This is a genomic window from Chryseobacterium scophthalmum (assembly GCF_900143185.1).
Classification (GTDB): Bacteria; Bacteroidota; Bacteroidia; order Flavobacteriales; family Weeksellaceae; genus Chryseobacterium; species Chryseobacterium scophthalmum.
In genome coordinates, this window is the sequence record NZ_FSRQ01000001.1 from 1,191,587 (window position 1) to 1,209,219 (window position 17,633).

Genomic DNA, 17,633 nt, shown 5'->3' on the forward strand with positions numbered 1-17,633 from the left:
TTATTGATTTTTTAAGCGTGTTTTGAAATCTAAAGTTTTGTCATAGCTTTTCCAGTCACCAATCAGTTCGATGTATTGACTTTGAATTTTTTCTGAGGTTTTATTCCATTTAAAAGTATAAATAAATTTACCCGTAAAAACTCCGGAATGTTTGCCTTTTACTTCTTCTACCAACTCATAATCACCATAAACAACACCTTTGCTTTTAGAATCTTTGTATTTGGTGATTTTAAATTTGCCCTCAAATTTTGAAGAGTTATTCTCTACAACTGTATATCCTGAAACAAAATATTCCTGATCGTTTTTCTTATCCTGCTCAGAAATATTTATTTTAAGTTTAATGGTTTCTTTATCATTTCCAATAGTTCCTACATAAGGCTTTGAATTATTTAGCCAAACATTGGAAATATTTGGCATCTGTGCAAAAGCAAAATTGGATATGAGAATGAGGAAGAATAAAAGTTTTTTCATGGTTTTAAATTCTTAAAATTATATTTAGGCTAAAGCCAAAAGAATTTATATTTTTTGTAAAACAGGCTAAAGCCCGTTTCTATTAATTTCAAAAGACGAACTATACACCAAACTGACTCAGATGATGATTAAGATGTTTCGCAAACATATTATTCCATTCCTGAGATTTTAATTTTCCAAAAGAAGAAGATTCTTTACCGTCAAAAGCTGAAGCTCCTAATTGTTGTGTTTTTTGAATAAAGCCAATCAATCTCTTTTTTTCTTCTTCAAAATCTTTTCTTTCTTTAATTATAAATTGTGGTGCAGTAGGAGAATCGTGTGGATATGCTTTTTCGCTTGTCACTTTTGGTTTTACGAAAGTTTTCAAAATAAACTTAGCAATCGCACCCGGTTTTTTGTGCTTTTCCGGTTCGTAAACCATTTCATAAGAAACACAGCAGTGTGCCAACATTTGGTCTACCGTCATTCTTCCCCACAAACCGTGAGTTTCTTCTACAAGATTATTTATTCTATTGATATAATTCTGAGCATCTTTTGCGTCAAATACGTTTTCCATTTTTGTCTAAATCTTTAGAAACAAATATATCAGTTTTTTTGTTTCATTGAAATATTTTTTTTGATTTTGAATGGTGAATTATTATTAAAAATAAAATCCCAGAAATTAAAATGCTCCATACAAATTGTATGGAGCATGGTTAAATATTCTTAACTAATTTATTTCTGAGTTGCTTTTTTCATTGTTACGTCTGGACGTAAAACTCTGTAACGAACTTCTAAGTCTTTAGGCACATAAAAAACCAATGGTAATTTGCTGTTGTATCTTACAATTTCAGGTTGTAAATAAACAAATTTCTTAGTCTTTTTCTGATCCGGACAAGCCATTAAAGTTCCGCCTGTTTCTCCGCTAGATTCTACTTCATAGTAATTGTAACCCCAACCTTGTAAATCTTGCGAAGTAACTTTTCCCATTAAAAAATGGTTGTTACAGTCCAATAATTTTTCAACGCCTACAAAAAATTCAACTTTCAAATCATTTTCGTTTTTTGCAACAGGCAATTGAATATAAACCTGCTTAAAACCTTCTTTAGCTTTTGGAAACATTTCTATCTGAAGTTTTTCAAATTTCTCTGTTTTTTTCTTCTGAGCAGAAACATTACCCACTACAAACATCATCAATACTACGGATACTGCTTTTAAAAATTTCATAATTGTTTGATTTAAAATTTACAATTTCCTTATACTCAAAAACTATTCCATAATTACCACATTCGAACCTTTTGTATGTGAATTCATCTGCGGTGCATAATAGTTTTGAATCGTTGTAATTCCGTTTGAGAATTTCCCTGATGCATTGGCTACATAATCATATTCAAAAACATATTTTCCTTTCGGCATATACTGAATATAGAAATTGGTAGACGCATCTTTTGTTGATTGATAATATCCCAAACTATTTTTCCATTGATAACCGGAAAGCACATTCAACGGTTCAAATCCTGCCGCTCGCATATCTTTGATGTGAATAAATTCCATGGCGCGGTCTGTATTTAAAATCATTCTTACCGTTACTTTATCTCCAACTTTCAACAGAGTTTCGGGAGAGATTTTCTGCAATTCTTCACCATTTACTGTTTTTACTTTTTTGTACAGTTCTTTTACAACAGAAATATAATTTTCGGAAGATTTTATTTTATCCAAATCTTCATAATATTGCCAGAATAAACCTCCCTGAACAATTCCTGCGCCTGGTTTTGTTACTGTAACTGTTGCAAGATTTTTATCTAAAACATCTGTTTTCACAGCAGATTTCACATAACCTGTCGCCTGAGTTTCCGGTTTCAGTTCTTTTCCGCCCCAAATGATTGTTGCTTTATCGCTTTCCGCAGAAGTCCAAGATTTTCCTGAATTTAAAATCGTAAAAATCACTTCTGAAGTTCCTCTTGAGCTTCCCCAAGAATTGACTTCTTTTTGGGTAATCAACCAGATTTTCATGTCTTCAATGAATTTTTGGTCGTTCGGTTTCAGTTTATTGAATGCTTCCAAAGCTCCTGCATGATTAACAACTTTCGAACTGAACCATCCCCAATCATCAAGATTTTGCTTCCAATAAACACCTTGAGTTTTAGAATCTACTGAAGTTTCTTTTAAGTAATTTAATAATTTATCAGAAACATCTTTTAAGCCATAATCGCTCATCAATAAAGCTGCACGATGCAGTCCGAAGAATGTAAAATCGGTAATTTTTATTGTTTTGGCTTTTTGTTTTACCAAAGATTTCAGCGTTGCCCCTTTTCCTTTTAAAGGATATTGTTTTTCCCAATAATTTCGGGTGTCTAGATAATCTAAAGTCCAGTTATTGATTACATTTTCTTTTTTAACATCAGTATATTTATTGATTTCATTGTCAACATAACCAATCAGTTTTGCCACCAATTCTTTCTGTTCGGAAGATTGATAATCTTTTACATTCTCTTTTAACCAAGTATTTATTTTCCCTAAATTTTTAAGAATATAAAGAGACGTTCCGTACGAACTCGGATACCCTTGATACCAAGAAAAACCACCATCCAAATTTTGAAGCTTTTTGAAATCGTCCCAATCCTGATTAATAGAATTTTTCATTGTACTAGCATCAAAAAGCAATGCTAATTTTGCCATCTGTTCCTCTTCGTTCTTACTTTCCAAAACCCAAGGAGTTTCTTCAAGCAACAGCTGTTTCAGCTCCTGATTTTTTTCAAGATTTGAAGTTAATAAACCTTTGCTTTGATATTCTTCAAAAACTGTTTTCAGTTTCGGATTGGCTTTAAAAATTTCTGAAGCCAAAACATCGGCAAACCATTTATTAAAGATTACATCTGCAGAACTATTCTGATCATTTTTCAGACTTGGAAGTGCAAACATAATTTCCCAAATCGGATTGGTCGTCAATTCTAAAGTATTCGAAACATTAGAAACCGTTGTTGAGTTTGTATTTTTAAGATTGTCTAAAACAAAAGTTTTCGTTTCGCCTTCTTTCACAAAAATCGGAACGGCATCGGTCACCAACATTCTGTTTGGTAAAACCGGAATTGCTTTTTGTTCACCATCGGAATATTGTCCGGCTTTTGCAACGACTTTTAAAATAATTGATGAAACGTTATTCGGTACTTTTATTTTCCATGTCAATGCAGAGTTTCCGTTTTCATTTACAGAAAAAGCCTGTTCCTTATTATATCCGGAAACTGCCGTCAAAGTACTCAACCCAAATTTCTCTGAAATATCTTTGTTGGTAAACGCGTCCAAAATCTGCAGTTGCGCAGAACCATTCAATTTTTTGCTTGTTAAGTTTGATAGTTTTGACTGAAGATTCAATTCATCCCCTTCTCTCAAAAATCTTGGGTAATTTGGCGTAATAGAAAACTCTTTTTGCGTCACCACTTCTTTTTCCAATGTTGTTGCTCTTGCGTTTTTTGTATGAGCCAGGAACATCAATTTCCATTTTGTAAGCGCTTCGGGAGACGTGAATTCGAAGTTAACATTTCCTTCTGCATCAGTTTTTAAATCAGGATAGAAGAATGCAGTTTCGTTTAAGTTTTGACGAACTGGGATTTCATTTAAATTTTCGTTATCTGAAATATCATAAGAATCTACAAATTGCTTTTTCTCCTGTTCTGTTAGTTTTCTTCCTGAATTTATAATATCTATTGCTTCATCATCAATTCTTAAAGATTCCAATTTCATTCTCGCCGTACTTGCTTTTGCGCCTGCAATCGGTGGCGGTGGTGGCGGAGAATATGCTGCTGCTTTTACTCCTTCCTGATTGACCACTCCTGTTGTGGTCTCCAATTGTCTGCTGTAATCTACAAAGTAAATATTTCCATCAAACCAGTTAAACTGAGGAATTTCTACCACCTTATTATCAAAATACTCCATTCTGCTTTGAAAATATTTTTCTTCAAGACCGGTATTGATTGCATAAGAAGACGTAAATGAATAAGGTCTGTATAATTCTTGCCAGTTAAAAGTATTTACAGAAAACTGGTCCAAAGACATATCATACATATTGGCTAAAACCTCAGCATTGATCTTTTCTTTGTCGTTACCTGAAATTTTTACAGTCCATTTTTCTTTAGAATTAGGTTCTATTTTATCTCTGAATGTTACCGTTTCTATTTTCAATGGCTGCTCAGTATCTTTAATTTTCAAATCAACCGTTTCGGTCTGAATATCATTAAATGAAGCCAACTGAAACTGAATGTTTAAACCCGTTACATTTTTATCATTTGGAATTTCAGTTTCATATTCAAGCACACCGTTTTTGAACTGATGAACTTCGGTAACTGTTTTTCCTAAACCATTTTGTAGGAAGACATTCACCAAAGCATTTGGAATTGATGAATACACATAACTTTTTGCTTTTTCCCCTCTCGAAACCTCATCTTTTGGTTCTAAAACCGTTAAAAAAGTTTTATGGGTTGGTTTTAAAGATTTTTTATCCCAAACACTGAAATTTTGAGTAGATTTTATTGTGTCTTTCCCTTCAATATTATACAATTCTAATTGGTAATCTCCAGCTTCCAGTTTTCCAAGGTCTAATTGAGTTGTCAGTTGTTGGTTGTCGGTTGATGGCTCTTGAATTTTTTTGATAAGAACTTTTTCAACTTTCCAGTTTTTTATTTCATCATTTTTATCATACAAATCATGTGGGAATTTACTGATAAACTCTTCTTTTGAAAATTTCGGCAGATTCTGAACTTCTGTTTTGAAATTGTCTCTGAAAATCCTATTCGGAGTTTCCAGTTTTGAAAGCTTTACCTTATAAGATTTTTTAAGATTTTGTTCGTTGTAATTTTTGGTTTCAACTTTTACGTTTAGGTTTTCATCCGCAAAAACATTATTAATATTGTCAGCTTTGATGTAATGAGAAACCGAAGCTACTTTTAAATTGGTATTCGCAGTTTGAGTTTCCCCATTGATATCAGTCGCAGAAGCGTTGATTTGGTAATTATCAATCTGAATCCCTTCTAGCTTTTCGTCTTTTTTAAGGTCTAATTTTATGGTAAACTCTCCTTTTTCATTAGTTTTAACCTCTCCAAGAATCGAGTTTTCGTTATCATTATCATTTGGATACCAAGGGAAATATCTCCAACGAATGTTTTGTTTTTTAATTTCGTAGTTGACGTTGGTGTTACTCAAAGCCACTCCCGAAAACATCATTGCTTTACCTTTCAGTTCGATGGTTTGTCCGTATTTATATTCATCTTTTACAGGTTCAAAAATCACTTCAAATTTTGGACGTTTGTATTCTTCAACCTTTATATATCTGTAGCCACTCGTATTTCCATCAGTGATGATCCTAAAATTCCCGTTCAGTTTTCCTTTAGGCAAAATAAAACTTCCGTGATAAGAACCGAACTCATTAGTCGTAAAATTCTGTACCGAAACTTCCTGATTATTGGTATCTCTTAAAGTTATTTTCTGTTTTAAATTTGATGCAACAGATTCTATTTCATTGTCTATTTTGGTATTAATGACTTTAAAATATACAGTTTGTCCGGGTCTGTAAATTGCTCTGTCCGTAAAGATCTGAGCTTTTGTACGGGTTTGTTTATTCGGATTGTATATTTCCCGACTATTATTACCATACATTTGCATCAGCTGAAAGTCATTGGTTTTCGGCTGTTGAATCAAAATCGCTCTGTAATAATCTTTACTATTCGTCATCGGAAATTTGAAAACTCCCTTTTCATCTGTTTTACCGACAACTTTATTTAAAGCTTTACCTTCTACAAACTCATAAAATGTAAGATTTTCATTATTGATTGGCTTCCCATTTTCAGAACTGATTAATTTCAATTCATTAGAAAGTTTATTGCTTTCGTTGATATTCTGATAAATAATTTTATGATTTGAAACTAAAAAATAAAAGTTATGATTATTACCTTCTTCTGGTTTTGAACCAGAAACTTTATATTCGGCAACATAAATTCCGGAAGGAAGTGCCTTCATTTCAACAGAAGTTTTGTGAAGCTGATAATCCTGAGGATCATTTAACTGAAAAACTTCTTTTCTTACCAACGATTTTTTTATTTTTGAGTAAGCATTATCGTAAGGGCTTCTCGCAAATTGCATCAACGGTAAAAAGTTATCTTTTACTTCATAAATATTTATAGAAAATTCTTTCACATTCTTAAACTCTGCAACCAAATGAATTGGCAGATTCGGCTGAGTTTGTTCTTCATATTTGAAGCTTAAGAAAGGATTAATAATCTGATTTTCCTTATTTTTAATATTTTCAATAAAAGAAGATTTCGGATATTGATTTTTGATAGAATTGACAAGCTGAAGCGCTTCTTTTTCTTTTTTCCCTTTAATTAATTCATCTATTATTTCTTCAGTAATAAGCATTTTGTAATCACCTTCAATATTCATTTTAATTAAATTCTGAAGCTGTACTAATTTATCTTTACAAGAATTAAAAATACAATTCTCAGAAAGTTTCTGATGCATGAAATAAAGCTTAGAATTGCCTGTACTTTTAGCAATTAATTCATCAAAAATTGTATTGATCAAAACTCTGTTTTCCGCCAGTTCGTTCTTTGTAAACAATTCATTATTAGATAAGAAATTGACCTTTTTCAAAGAATACCAATCCTGCAAAGTAGGGAAATAAGCAATATAATCTGTATTTGAAAAAATATCCTTGTATTTTATCAAAGATATTTTATTCATCACCTGATTTTCTGAGTCAAGCTCCTTAAAATTTTGGATTAAATAATTTTTAAAATCAAGTTTGCTCCATGTTTCAATTTCTGAAACATCCTGAGAATTCATATTGGTTCTGCCATTGATTTCCCAAGAATGCTCATTGTAATAATCAAACGTAAAACCCGATAACAAAACCTTGTACACTAAAAGATCATCACCTTTCAGGTTCTTTTCTGTAGTTTTTAGTTTAGCAAAAAACTTTGATACTGAATCATTTTTCTCGTCGTCATTGGTTCTATTTACAATGCTGAATTCTGCTTTCAGAGAGCGAATCAACTGTAAGGCATTATTTTCTTTCATAGCTTGTTTTTGAATTTCCAAAACAACCGGAAGATTTGATTTGTAAGCTCCCTTTTCATAATTTGTTTGTATTTTTTTCCATTGTGTATCGTAATACTTCTGACTGAAAGCATTAGAGAAACACGATAAAAACAGGATAAGGAACAAAACCTTGGAAAATCTTTGCATAAGTGTTATTTTTGATAAATGAATTGCTTAAAAGTACTGAAAAAATCTGTCATCGACAGCCAACTTTATGTCTCCTTAATGGGAACAGTTTTCGCAGTATTTTTCATGATGGAGCAAAACACATTCCGTTTCCCTTCAGTTCTTTTGATATTCATCACCTATTTCAGCGGATATCTGTACACGAAATACCAAAAAACAAAATATTTTTATAAAATCTTATTATTAAATTTCGTCACAGGAATTATTTCGGCGGCTTTAATTATTTTTAATCATAATGAAATACGTTTGGTAAAATGGTTTGTGATTGTGGTTTTAGGATTATTATACAACAGTTTTTTTCTTGAAACTTACATCCGGAAAATTCCTTTACTCAAAGTATTTTATGTAGGTTTAGTTTGGGCATTGGTCAATTGTTGGCTTACTTTACCTGCGTTTAATTTTCCTATATTTTTTATCAGTTTCTTTTTTGTGACCGCACTCGTTTTGCCATTCGATATTCGTGATATGAAAAGTGATACAGTTCAGACATTTCCAAAGTTAATTGGTGTTCAAAACACAAAATACCTTGCCTATATTTTTATTTTTATTGCTTGCATTTTAGCTATTTTTTATTTGAAAATTCAATTTGCTGTAAGCTTTTTTTTAGCCTCGGTATTTACTTATATTCTGGTTTATTTTTCGGAGAATTCTAATAGAGATTCGTATTTTTCTTTTTGGGTTGAGACTTGTTCCGGCTTACCTTTTTTGTTTTTAATTCTGTTGGAAAAGTTTTATCTTTACTAAAAATTTGCAGTAATGGAATCTTTTGAAAGTATTCAGAATAAATTAATCAGAGCTATCAGCGAAAGTTCTGACCGAGAAAAGATCTTCAGTCTGTGGGAGTTTTGGAATGGCAAGAATTCTAATTTATCAGTTGCTGAACCTCATTCTTTTTACAACTCTGAAAAGCCGATGACAGATGAAGAAGTTGAGGAATATTTCAAGGAAGAAGAAATCATTTTACCTGATTATGTAATGAAAATGATTGAACGTGGAATGGATGATGTAAAAAACGGACGTGTTATTGACAATGAAGAAGTAGAAAAATATTTTGAAGAATGGCTAAAAGATTAAAATGGACAGAGTTTTCAAAAAGCCAACGAAAAGATATTTTAGAATTTTGGAACAATAGAAACAAATCACAAGAATATTCAAGAAAATTGAATAAGCTTTTTGATAAAATAGCATTAATGATTTTGGAATATCCTGAAATCGGAGTAAAAATAAATGGCTCAGAATGTCGTGGAAGATTGATTAAAGATTATTATATCATTTATATAAACTTCGAAAAAAGTATTGAAATCTTAAGTATTTTTGATACTCGACAAAATCCTGAAAAACTTGAAAGCATTTTAGGATTATGATCATCAATAAACTCACCCTTTACAATTTTAAAAATCATTCTAAAAAAAAGTTTGAATTTTCCCCGCAAATCAACTGCTTTGTAGGAAATAACGGTGTTGGGAAAACCAATATTCTCGATGCTCTGCATTATCTTTCTGTAGGAAAAAGTTTTTTAGGAAATACCGATACCAATAACATCAAAAAAGATGAAGATTTTTTCACCCTCGATGCTGAAATTCAGAATGAAGAGAGTGAAGATACTATAAAAATATCTCAGCCGAGAGAAGCAAAAAAAGTTATTAAAAAGAATGATAAAAGTTATGATAGGATCGCCGATCATATTGGTTATTTACCAAGTGTGATGATTTCTCCCTACGATTCAAACCTTATTTCTGATTCTGGCGAAAGTCGCAGGAAATTTTTAGATTCTATGATTTCTCAGACCGATTCTGGATATCTTTATGATTTGATTCAGTATCAGAAAATCGTTCAGCAGCGAAATGCTTTATTGAAATATTTTGCAAAAAACAGGGTTTGGGATAAAGATTCATTGGAGATTTATGATGATCCGATCACAAAATCCGGCACTAAAATCTTTGAAAAAAGAAGAGAATTTGTTGCAAAACTGAACCCTATCGTTCAGAATTTCTATCAGATTATTTCAGGAGGAAAAGAAAGCGTCTCTGTTATTTATGAATCTCATTTATTGGAAGGCTTCGACTCCGCTCAGCCTGACAGAAAATTTCGTGACCTTTTAATTGAAAGTTTAGAAAGAGACAGAATGCTTACTTACACTTCAAAAGGAATTCACAAAGACGATTTGCTTTTTGAAATGGATTCTGTTTTGATAAAAAAAATAGGTTCACAAGGACAGCAGAAATCGTTTTTAATTTCATTAAAACTAGCTCAAATGAGTCTGATAAAAGAATTAACGAATAAAACACCGATTCTTTTACTTGATGATATTTTTGACAAGCTTGATGATACGCGCGTTGCTCAGTTGATAAAATTGGTCAATCAGGAAAATTTCGGACAAATTTTCATTACAGATACGCACAGAGAACGAACTGAAAGCGTTGTGAAGAAGATTAATGAGGAAAGCATCATATTTGAAGTGTGATACGAGATACGAGTTTCGAAATTCGAGGTTTTAGAGATTCGAAATTACAGTTTGGTAAATCGTATTTTAATTAAAAAAAACACAAATAATGAGTTACAGAAATTTAGACATTTACAAAATGGCTTTTGATTTATTTACAAAAACTCACAAAGCTTCTTTTCTTCTTCCCAAATATGAACTGTATGAATTAGGAAGCCAGTTAAGAAGATCGTCCGATTCTGTAATTACTAATATTGTTGAAGGTTATGGTTGTTCTGTTTATAAAAATGAATATTATAGATTTTTAGTCTTTAGCCACACAAGTAATGATGAAACAATAAATCATCTTGAGAAAATTATAATTCTATATCCTGAATTTTCAGCAGAATTTGAAGCTTTAAAACAGCAATACGATTTGCTAGGTGGGAAAATTAATATTTATAAAAAATGGGTAAAAGAAAATTGGAATGAAAGTAAATCTTAAAACTTATAATCAGTTTAAAAACCTCGAATCGACGAATCACGAAACCCGCATCTCCTATGAAAAAAAATAAAAAACGAGAATTCCAATCTTCTGAGCTTGTAAAATCTTTTGCGAGAATTCATGGTTTTGAAGATAAGCTGATTGCTTTTGATATTAAAGATTTTCTTGAAGATTATCTTGATGAAAGTCTTTTTCAGGAAATTGTAAGCGTTAATTTAGACGATAAAATTATTCAGATTAGAATCAATTCACCTTTATTGAAAAACGATTTTAAAATGAGGAAAAGTTTTTATCTGAAAAAGTTTCAGGATAAATTTGGGGAAGAAAAATTTATCGATCTTCAGATTTTGTAGGCATTGAACTTTGCACTAACTGATCCGATTTCACATCAAAGCTTGAACGAAGCGGAATAAAAAATTTCAAAGGATTTCTTAAGAAATATCTATAAATAGCTCGGTAAATCTCTCTTACTTCACCAAAATTCATTTTTCTTGAACGGAATGCCAAGAACATCGACAAACTGAAGCTTACCAGGAAGTTGAAGAATCCGATGATAAAAACGGTGATAAATGATGTCCAGAAAACTGATGAACCTACAATGAAATCTTTTCCGTACAAACCAATTGCAAAGTTACCGGCAGCAAAAGTGATGTGACGAATATCTAAATCGAGACCGAAAAATAAGCCGACCGGTGCTGTTGCTCCAAGAAAAACTCCAAACCAGAAATTAGAAATAATTCCGGCCCAGTTTTTAGCATAATATTTCGAAAGACTTTTCGCAAAACGAACTCCAAACATTCTTCTAATCGGAAGATTTTTGGCTATTCGATCCGGAATCTGATAAAACACCGAGTTATTCCCAATATTACCTGAAATAATCCCTGAAATAAACAGATAAAAACCGGCAATACAAGCGTGTAAAATAGCTTTAGATTCAAAAGGATCAAGATCTTTCAATAATTTATCTGACTTTTCCACCGCCAAATTTTGCGAGAAGAAAACATCCAAACCATAAATAATCAGCAACGCAATCGGGAAAGAAAGAAGTACATTTCCTACAAAAGCAATAAACTGGCTTCGGAATAATTTTGAAACCAAATCAGCAAATTCGGTATAATTATTTTTGGTACTTTCCTGTTCAGACAAAACTTTGGTCATCGTTGCAGCGGTCATTGCAGGCTGTTTTGTTGCCAAAGTAAAGCCCATCAAATAAATCATCACAAATCCCATTGCATAGTTTAATGAATACAAAAATGCATGGAAAAAATCGCTTCCGGGCATAAAACCGTACAGCATTTTTAAAACGCATAATGCACCAACGATAATCCCTCCACCGCTTGCTTTGTAGAACATTTTCATGTACTGTTTGCGGCTTGACGTGATGTAATGACTTCCGGTTTCTGCAGTATGATTGGTAATTAAATGGGAAATCAAACGCGTACTGTCGTTGATAAGATCTGAAATATTATTCTTGTGAGACTTATAGCTCAGGATATTAAAAATCAACTGTTTAGACTTAATAACAATATCTTCAGGCTGATCAATAATTAATAAATTGACAATCTCAGAAATTCTCTGGGTTTGTTGACGAATCTTAAGCAGAGACTGATTAATTTTCCCTGAAATACCATATTTAGAAGAGTTTTTGAAGGCGATATTCACAAAATCCTGACATTGTTCCGCATAAATCTTAATCTGCTTATAACGGCTGTCTTTTGAATGAAGCTGAATTTCAGGATTGATTTTAAATTCCTCTGCCAAAGCTTCAAGTTCGTTCTGCAATGCCAAAAATGGATTATCGAAATTCCTGTATTCAGGAGCCATTCTTACCACATCAACTTCAAGAGCCATCCCGGTAACGCGCCACGAAAGGATATTCATCGAAAATATCAGTTCTCTTTTTACATTTGGTTTCTCAATGAAATCTGAAATTCCTAAAATATTCAGAAATTCATTCACCTCATCTTCAGGAATATTATGTAAATATTCAAGATCAGTTTTTGGTCTGAAACTGACATTATCGATAAGATACCAAACTGTTTTTTCGTTTTCTACGGGTGGTAAAACTTTATTTAAGATTCTTTTTTTGAGTTCGGGGAAGAAGGCATTTTCTGAAAGAATATTGGCTTCCGTTAAAGAAAGATTGAAAGGTCTTTCTTCAAAAACGTTGTAAATATAATGTTTGAAATGAGTTGCAGAGTTTGGGTTTGATTTTAAAAAATTAAGAACGTTCTTAAAATCTGTCTTTTTTATTGCCTCTAAAAACTCAGCTAAAGGCTCCAACGAAACAGTCTCATTCTTAAAAGAAAAATACTTTTTAAGGACAGATTCGAAATTTTTTGTACTTGAACTCAACAGTTTCATTAGTGCAAAGATACTATTTCAAACTTACATTCCTCATTTGTCTCATAATCCAGTTGTGTTTCTTCCTCAAATAAGCGGATGGATTTTTAGGATCGTATTTTTTAGGGTTTGGTAAAACAGCGGCAATCCATGCTGCTTCTGAAGTATTAAGATCTTTGGAAGGTTTCCCAAAATAGTACTGCGCAGCAGCTTCCACACCGAAAACGCCCTGTCCCATTTCAATAGAATTCAGGTATCTTTCAAGGATAATATCTTTAGACCAAACTTTTTCAATAATGAAGGTATAAACAGCTTCAAGCCCTTTTCTTACCCAACTTCTGCCTTGCCAAAGGAAAATATTTTTAGCGGTTTGCTGAGAGATTGTACTTCCGCCTCTCAGTTTTTTGCCTTTTTCATTATTTTTCATGGCTTTTTCGATTGCTGTATAATCGAAACCATTGTGATTAAAAAACTTCTGATCTTCTGAAGCAATGACCGCTTTTTTTACATTAGCTCCCATTTCATCGTAAGAAATATAGTCACGGTGCAATTTTCCGTATTCAAAAAGACCGCCGATCTGTGTAATCGTAATGGTTGGATTGAAAAATCTTCCCCAAACAATGAAAACTACATTCAGAATCAGAACAATAAAAATAAATTGTTTTATTTTTTTCCACATAAGCTAAAAACTTGGCACAAAAATATAAAAATACTGCGAGTTAAGTAGTTGATAGTTTTTAGTTGTTTGTTGATAGTTTGAATTTCAGTGTTTTAAAAGCTGAAAATGTAAATATTTATAAGAACTTACTGCAATTCGTTCATGTAAGTCAGGTGATAATCCGGTAAAAGTTCAGGATGGAATATTTTGATATAATCTTTTAGAACCAAATCTGAGCGCACCACTCCACTTTCAAAAAAATCATTGGCTTTCTGCTTTTCCTTGCCTGAAATTCCATAGATTTTCCCTTTGTTAAATACTTCCAGTTTCCCATAAAAAGGATTGATATTGAGCATATCTTTTTTAGATAAATGATTTCCCGCATTTACCCAAAACTGAATATTTTTAGATTTAGCAAAAACTTCCTCAAAGCTCATTGTTACAGCTTTTTCTTCTGTATTATCTTTTAAAATATAATTAGCATTAGCGTCTGCTACATAATTGGCCGTAAAGGTTTTTCCACCCGGCATATACCAAATATCGCCATACATTTCATTCGCCAAAACATTGGGTTTTGAAGTTGCTTTTGAAGCTAATGTTTTTAAATCATTATAATCTTTCTGAATTTGATTAAATTTTTCTTCAGCCTCTTTTTCTTTTCCTAAAAGCTTTCCGAATAATTTAATATAAGAAGTCTTTACCATCGGGCTTTGCTCCTTATATTCATCTAAAAAGATCACCTGAATATTATTGTTTTTCAAAAGCTGGTAGGTGTTGTCAAAACTCGCAATGTAATTGGTAAAAATAGCATCCGGTTTCATTGAAATTATTTTTTCTACATCATATTTCTGTTCGTTTCCGACATTTTGAATTTTCCCTGACTTTAGTAATTGATCAATTTTTTCTGAATAAATATATTCCGGACTTGCAATTCCGATTACTACATTTTCGGCTTCCAGTTCAGAAAAAAAACCCATCAAACTTGCATTCAGAAGTATAATTTTACGGAAAGGAACTTTATTTTTTTCAAAATTATAAGTAAAATTCCCCGATTTTAAGTCTAATTTTCCGCCATCATCTTTAAATTGCAGTCTTTCTGAGATTACTTCCCAATCCGAAGACGATATTTTTTGTTCTCTTTTACAGTTGGTTAGAAATAAAAACGCGATTATTAGTAAAAAATTTGCTTTCATCTTTCAAAGAAACTAAAAAAGTATTATATTTGCAAACCTTTAAACAACGGCCTCGTGGCGCAACTGAATAGCGCATCTGATTACGGCTCAGAAGGTTACAGGTTTGAATCCTGTCGAGGTCACTTAATGAGACAACTATTTATTAGTTGTCTCATTTTTTATAAGCATAACAAATTACTTATCAAACTGTTACGGCCTGATATTTTATGGTTTGATTTTTTTTCACGCAAAATCTTTAGCCTATCTAAAATATACAGCTTAAAAATACTACATCAGAGATTTCATCGGCATTGAAGTATGGTTTGAAATCTCATTAATGTTCTAATATTTTTTCTCCTTTGGTTTATTATAACTTTTCGATACTAAATATAACAATTCTAATATGATTTTAGCTTCCTTCTCATTTACCCGAACACTATTCTTGGTTACAATAATATTTTTTTGCTAAAACATTCATATCAATTAAATTTATTTTTTATTAACTGTTTCATAACATATGTTTATTAAACACTAATTTTTTTAAGTGATATTAATTTGTTGAAAACTGCGATTCTAAATTATTCACATTTTTTAATTTTGTAACATATTTTTTAATTAAATTTGTTTTGTAATTTAAAAAAATATTACAAAATGAAAATAGCTTACTTTTTAAATACAGGTCGAAAGAAAAATTTATATTGCCGAATTAGTGACGGAACAGAAAGAGTAACTTTTAGTTTAGAGCACACAATTGATCCGAAAGAATGGAACGCAAAAAAAGAAGAAACTGAAAACGAAAATTTATACTACTTTACTCTTTCTGATTTTAAAGAATATCTTACCAAAAGATATTTTCAGTTAAACACTGAGGAAAAAGAAAATGTACTAACTATATTAAAAAATGAAGCTTCAGATTTTCTTGATGGTTCGGGAATAGAAGGGATAGCCAAAAATATGTTTAATATTACTAATGAAAAAAATGGATTACCTAAATATGACGAATACCTTCAGGCATTTGAAAAATATTCAAAACTAAAAAAAGAAGATTATGAAGTCCAAACCATTGGTCAAATAATTCATTTTCATACTAAAGATCAGATATATGAAATAGACACTTATGCAGGAAAAACCACTGAGCTTAAATCTCTTATAGAAAGAAAATCGTATTCAGAAATATACACACAAACATCTGAAACAATTTGGAGCGATATTTATGCTGACCCTGGAATAGAAAAACATAAATTTCTTCCAGTAATGCTTAATGAATGGGAAAGATACTGGGATACTACTTATAAAAGAATTAAAGAAAATATTGGAAAAACAGACCATCTGGATAAAATGAAAGAAAGATCCTGGCGAGAGTTTCAGGTTTATATGGAATGTTATGACGATTCAGGAGATGCCATACGTTTAGCATATGAAATAGATGACAGTGATTTGTATCCCATTGCTGTAATTACAATGATGAATATATTTGATGCAAAAACTTGTTATGAAGAGTATTGCGAGCTAGAATTTGACGGTAATACCGAATGGGAATCCATATCCCTTGATGATGATGATTGGGACAGCCCAGTATTCTATATCAAACCTTATGACATTTAAATTCAAAGCGAATGCGATATAACAATTACATTAACTCAGATTTTTCCGAATACATTAATAGATATTGTGAAGGAATTATTCAATTTAAAAATCAGTTGAAGAAAGTTTCTCTTTTTTTTGAATTATCTGAAGCGTACTCAAATTATGCGTGTAGACTTCATATAGATGTAGAATTTTTCGATTTTGAAGCTTTTACCGATAGAGATAAAAGAAGTGTACATAAATTTTTCCACAATTACGGGAATGCTACAGGTCAAAAATTCATTTCATTCATTTACAAATCTCAAAGAGCACGTGATATAGATATTGAGGAAATAAAGTCCTTTATTTACCATTATGAATTTTCCAAAAATATTTTCAACGGATTTATAAAAAATATTCTATCTGAAAATTGCAGTTTGGAAGTAATTTCACTAGAAACAGAACCTTTCTTTAATTACTTCGATAGATTTCTGATGAAGTCTAAATATTCAAAAGAGAATGATGAATACTCTTTTCGCAAAGCATATATGAATCTCACAAAAAGTGAGTTTGAATTTGATTGTTATTATCACGACAGATTAATTCAAGCATCAACTAAGGAATTGGAGAGCAAACAAAATGCTATATCTGACAAAGAATTATCAGATGAAAATTGTTGTAATAATACAGACATTAGAAGATTTATTGTAGAAAATAAAGTTCCATTTTCTATTGGCTATTCTACAACCGTAATAGACAATATTATAATTGATACTTCCATATTGAAAGAAAAAATGAAGATGTATACTCCAAATCCCTATTCGAGCATAAAACCGACTACTATAATTAATTTGATTGAAAATAAAGAGCAAAAATTATTGCTAAGAAAACAGTTACTTCAAACGAAGAGTAGCGTTTTAGGAATTCAAATAGGCGATTATGTTTACATCGAAGATAAATATGATAATGAAAGATTCCTGACGGGAGTAATAAAAGAAATTGATTTATCATACAATGATGAACTTGAAATCAAATATAATATACTCAAGAAAGATTCATCAGAAAGTAAATTACCTCTTAAAACAGCAAGCGACAAAGACATTTTTTATTTTTTAAAAGCAGAAATATTTGAAGAAGAGAAAAATAAAGTTTTAATTACTAAAGAATCTTTAACTAAGTTATTTCAAACTAAAGGAGTGAAAAATGTATTATCCAAAATCAAAAAGAAGAAATGATTAAAAT

At 31.3% G+C, this 17,633-nt stretch carries 15 protein-coding genes and 1 tRNA gene; 9 read left to right on the forward strand and 7 right to left on the reverse strand.

The window, feature by feature from the left end; genetic code table 11:
• The 4 genes from BUR17_RS05505 to BUR17_RS05520 all read right to left on the reverse strand — a co-directional run bounded on the left by BUR17_RS05505 (position 1) and on the right by BUR17_RS05520 (position 7,686).
• On the reverse strand, positions 1-471 hold the full coding sequence (locus tag BUR17_RS05505) for a hypothetical protein (protein WP_074229329.1): 471 nt from the start codon (positions 469-471) through the stop codon (positions 1-3).
• Between the two features lie 100 nt (positions 472-571).
• Positions 572-1,027: a DUF1569 domain-containing protein gene (locus BUR17_RS05510; protein WP_074229330.1), complete on the reverse strand. Its 456-nt coding sequence runs from the start codon at positions 1,025-1,027 to the stop codon at positions 572-574.
• A gap of 158 nt (positions 1,028-1,185) precedes the next feature.
• Positions 1,186-1,677, reverse strand: coding sequence for a serine protease inhibitor ecotin (gene eco, locus BUR17_RS05515; RefSeq protein ID WP_074229331.1), 492 nt, complete (start codon positions 1,675-1,677; stop codon positions 1,186-1,188).
• A gap of 42 nt (positions 1,678-1,719) precedes the next feature.
• Positions 1,720-7,686, reverse strand: a complete 5,967-nt coding sequence (locus BUR17_RS05520; RefSeq protein WP_074229332.1) for an alpha-2-macroglobulin family protein — start codon at positions 7,684-7,686, stop codon at positions 1,720-1,722.
• An 18-nt stretch (positions 7,687-7,704) separates the two neighbouring features.
• Between BUR17_RS05520 and BUR17_RS05525 the strand changes: the two genes are divergently transcribed.
• The 6 genes from BUR17_RS05525 (at position 7,705) to BUR17_RS05550 (ending at position 11,005) form a co-directional block, all read left to right on the forward strand.
• Entirely contained in the window at positions 7,705-8,469 is a 765-nt protein-coding gene (locus tag BUR17_RS05525) for a UbiA prenyltransferase family protein (RefSeq protein WP_185116685.1), read from the forward strand.
• A gap of 12 nt (positions 8,470-8,481) precedes the next feature.
• On the forward strand, positions 8,482-8,799 hold the full coding sequence (locus tag BUR17_RS05530; protein ID WP_074229333.1) for a hypothetical protein: 318 nt from the start codon (positions 8,482-8,484) through the stop codon (positions 8,797-8,799).
• A complete protein-coding gene (locus BUR17_RS05535) occupies positions 8,784-9,089 on the forward strand; it encodes a type II toxin-antitoxin system RelE/ParE family toxin (protein ID WP_074229334.1) in 306 nt (101 codons plus the stop codon). The genes BUR17_RS05530 and BUR17_RS05535 overlap by 16 nt, the downstream gene beginning before the upstream one ends.
• Positions 9,086-10,189, forward strand: coding sequence for a DNA replication/repair protein RecF (gene recF / locus BUR17_RS05540; protein WP_074229335.1), 1,104 nt, complete (start codon positions 9,086-9,088; stop codon positions 10,187-10,189). The genes BUR17_RS05535 and recF overlap by 4 nt, the downstream gene beginning before the upstream one ends.
• A gap of 88 nt (positions 10,190-10,277) precedes the next feature.
• Positions 10,278-10,652 carry a four helix bundle protein gene (locus BUR17_RS05545; protein ID WP_074229336.1) on the forward strand — a complete coding sequence of 125 codons (375 nt, stop codon included), beginning with the start codon at positions 10,278-10,280 and terminating at the stop codon, positions 10,650-10,652.
• A gap of 56 nt (positions 10,653-10,708) precedes the next feature.
• Positions 10,709-11,005: a hypothetical protein gene (locus BUR17_RS05550; RefSeq protein ID WP_074229337.1), complete on the forward strand. Its 297-nt coding sequence runs from the start codon at positions 10,709-10,711 to the stop codon at positions 11,003-11,005.
• Here BUR17_RS05550 and BUR17_RS05555 read toward each other — a convergent pair.
• From BUR17_RS05555 to BUR17_RS05565, 3 genes are all read right to left on the reverse strand, one after another.
• Entirely contained in the window at positions 10,983-13,016 is a 2,034-nt protein-coding gene (locus tag BUR17_RS05555; RefSeq protein ID WP_074229338.1) for a recombinase, read from the reverse strand. The genes BUR17_RS05550 and BUR17_RS05555 overlap by 23 nt on opposite strands.
• A 13-nt stretch (positions 13,017-13,029) precedes the next feature.
• Complete coding sequence (gene mtgA / locus BUR17_RS05560; RefSeq protein ID WP_074229339.1) at positions 13,030-13,674, reverse strand: monofunctional biosynthetic peptidoglycan transglycosylase; 645 nt, start codon at positions 13,672-13,674, stop codon at positions 13,030-13,032.
• A 125-nt stretch (positions 13,675-13,799) separates the two neighbouring features.
• Complete coding sequence (locus BUR17_RS05565) at positions 13,800-14,846, reverse strand: ABC transporter substrate-binding protein (protein ID WP_074229340.1); 1,047 nt, start codon at positions 14,844-14,846, stop codon at positions 13,800-13,802.
• A gap of 48 nt (positions 14,847-14,894) precedes the next feature.
• Here BUR17_RS05565 and BUR17_RS05570 point away from each other — a divergent pair.
• The 3 genes from BUR17_RS05570 to BUR17_RS05585 all read left to right on the forward strand — a co-directional run bounded on the left by BUR17_RS05570 (position 14,895) and on the right by BUR17_RS05585 (position 17,626).
• A tRNA-Arg gene (locus BUR17_RS05570) sits at positions 14,895-14,968 on the forward strand.
• A gap of 508 nt (positions 14,969-15,476) precedes the next feature.
• Positions 15,477-16,430, forward strand: coding sequence for a hypothetical protein (locus BUR17_RS05580; protein WP_074229341.1), 954 nt, complete (start codon positions 15,477-15,479; stop codon positions 16,428-16,430).
• A 95-nt stretch (positions 16,431-16,525) separates the two neighbouring features.
• Positions 16,526-17,626, forward strand: coding sequence for a hypothetical protein (locus tag BUR17_RS05585; protein ID WP_143747528.1), 1,101 nt, complete (start codon positions 16,526-16,528; stop codon positions 17,624-17,626).
• Positions 17,627-17,633 lie beyond the last annotated feature (7 nt).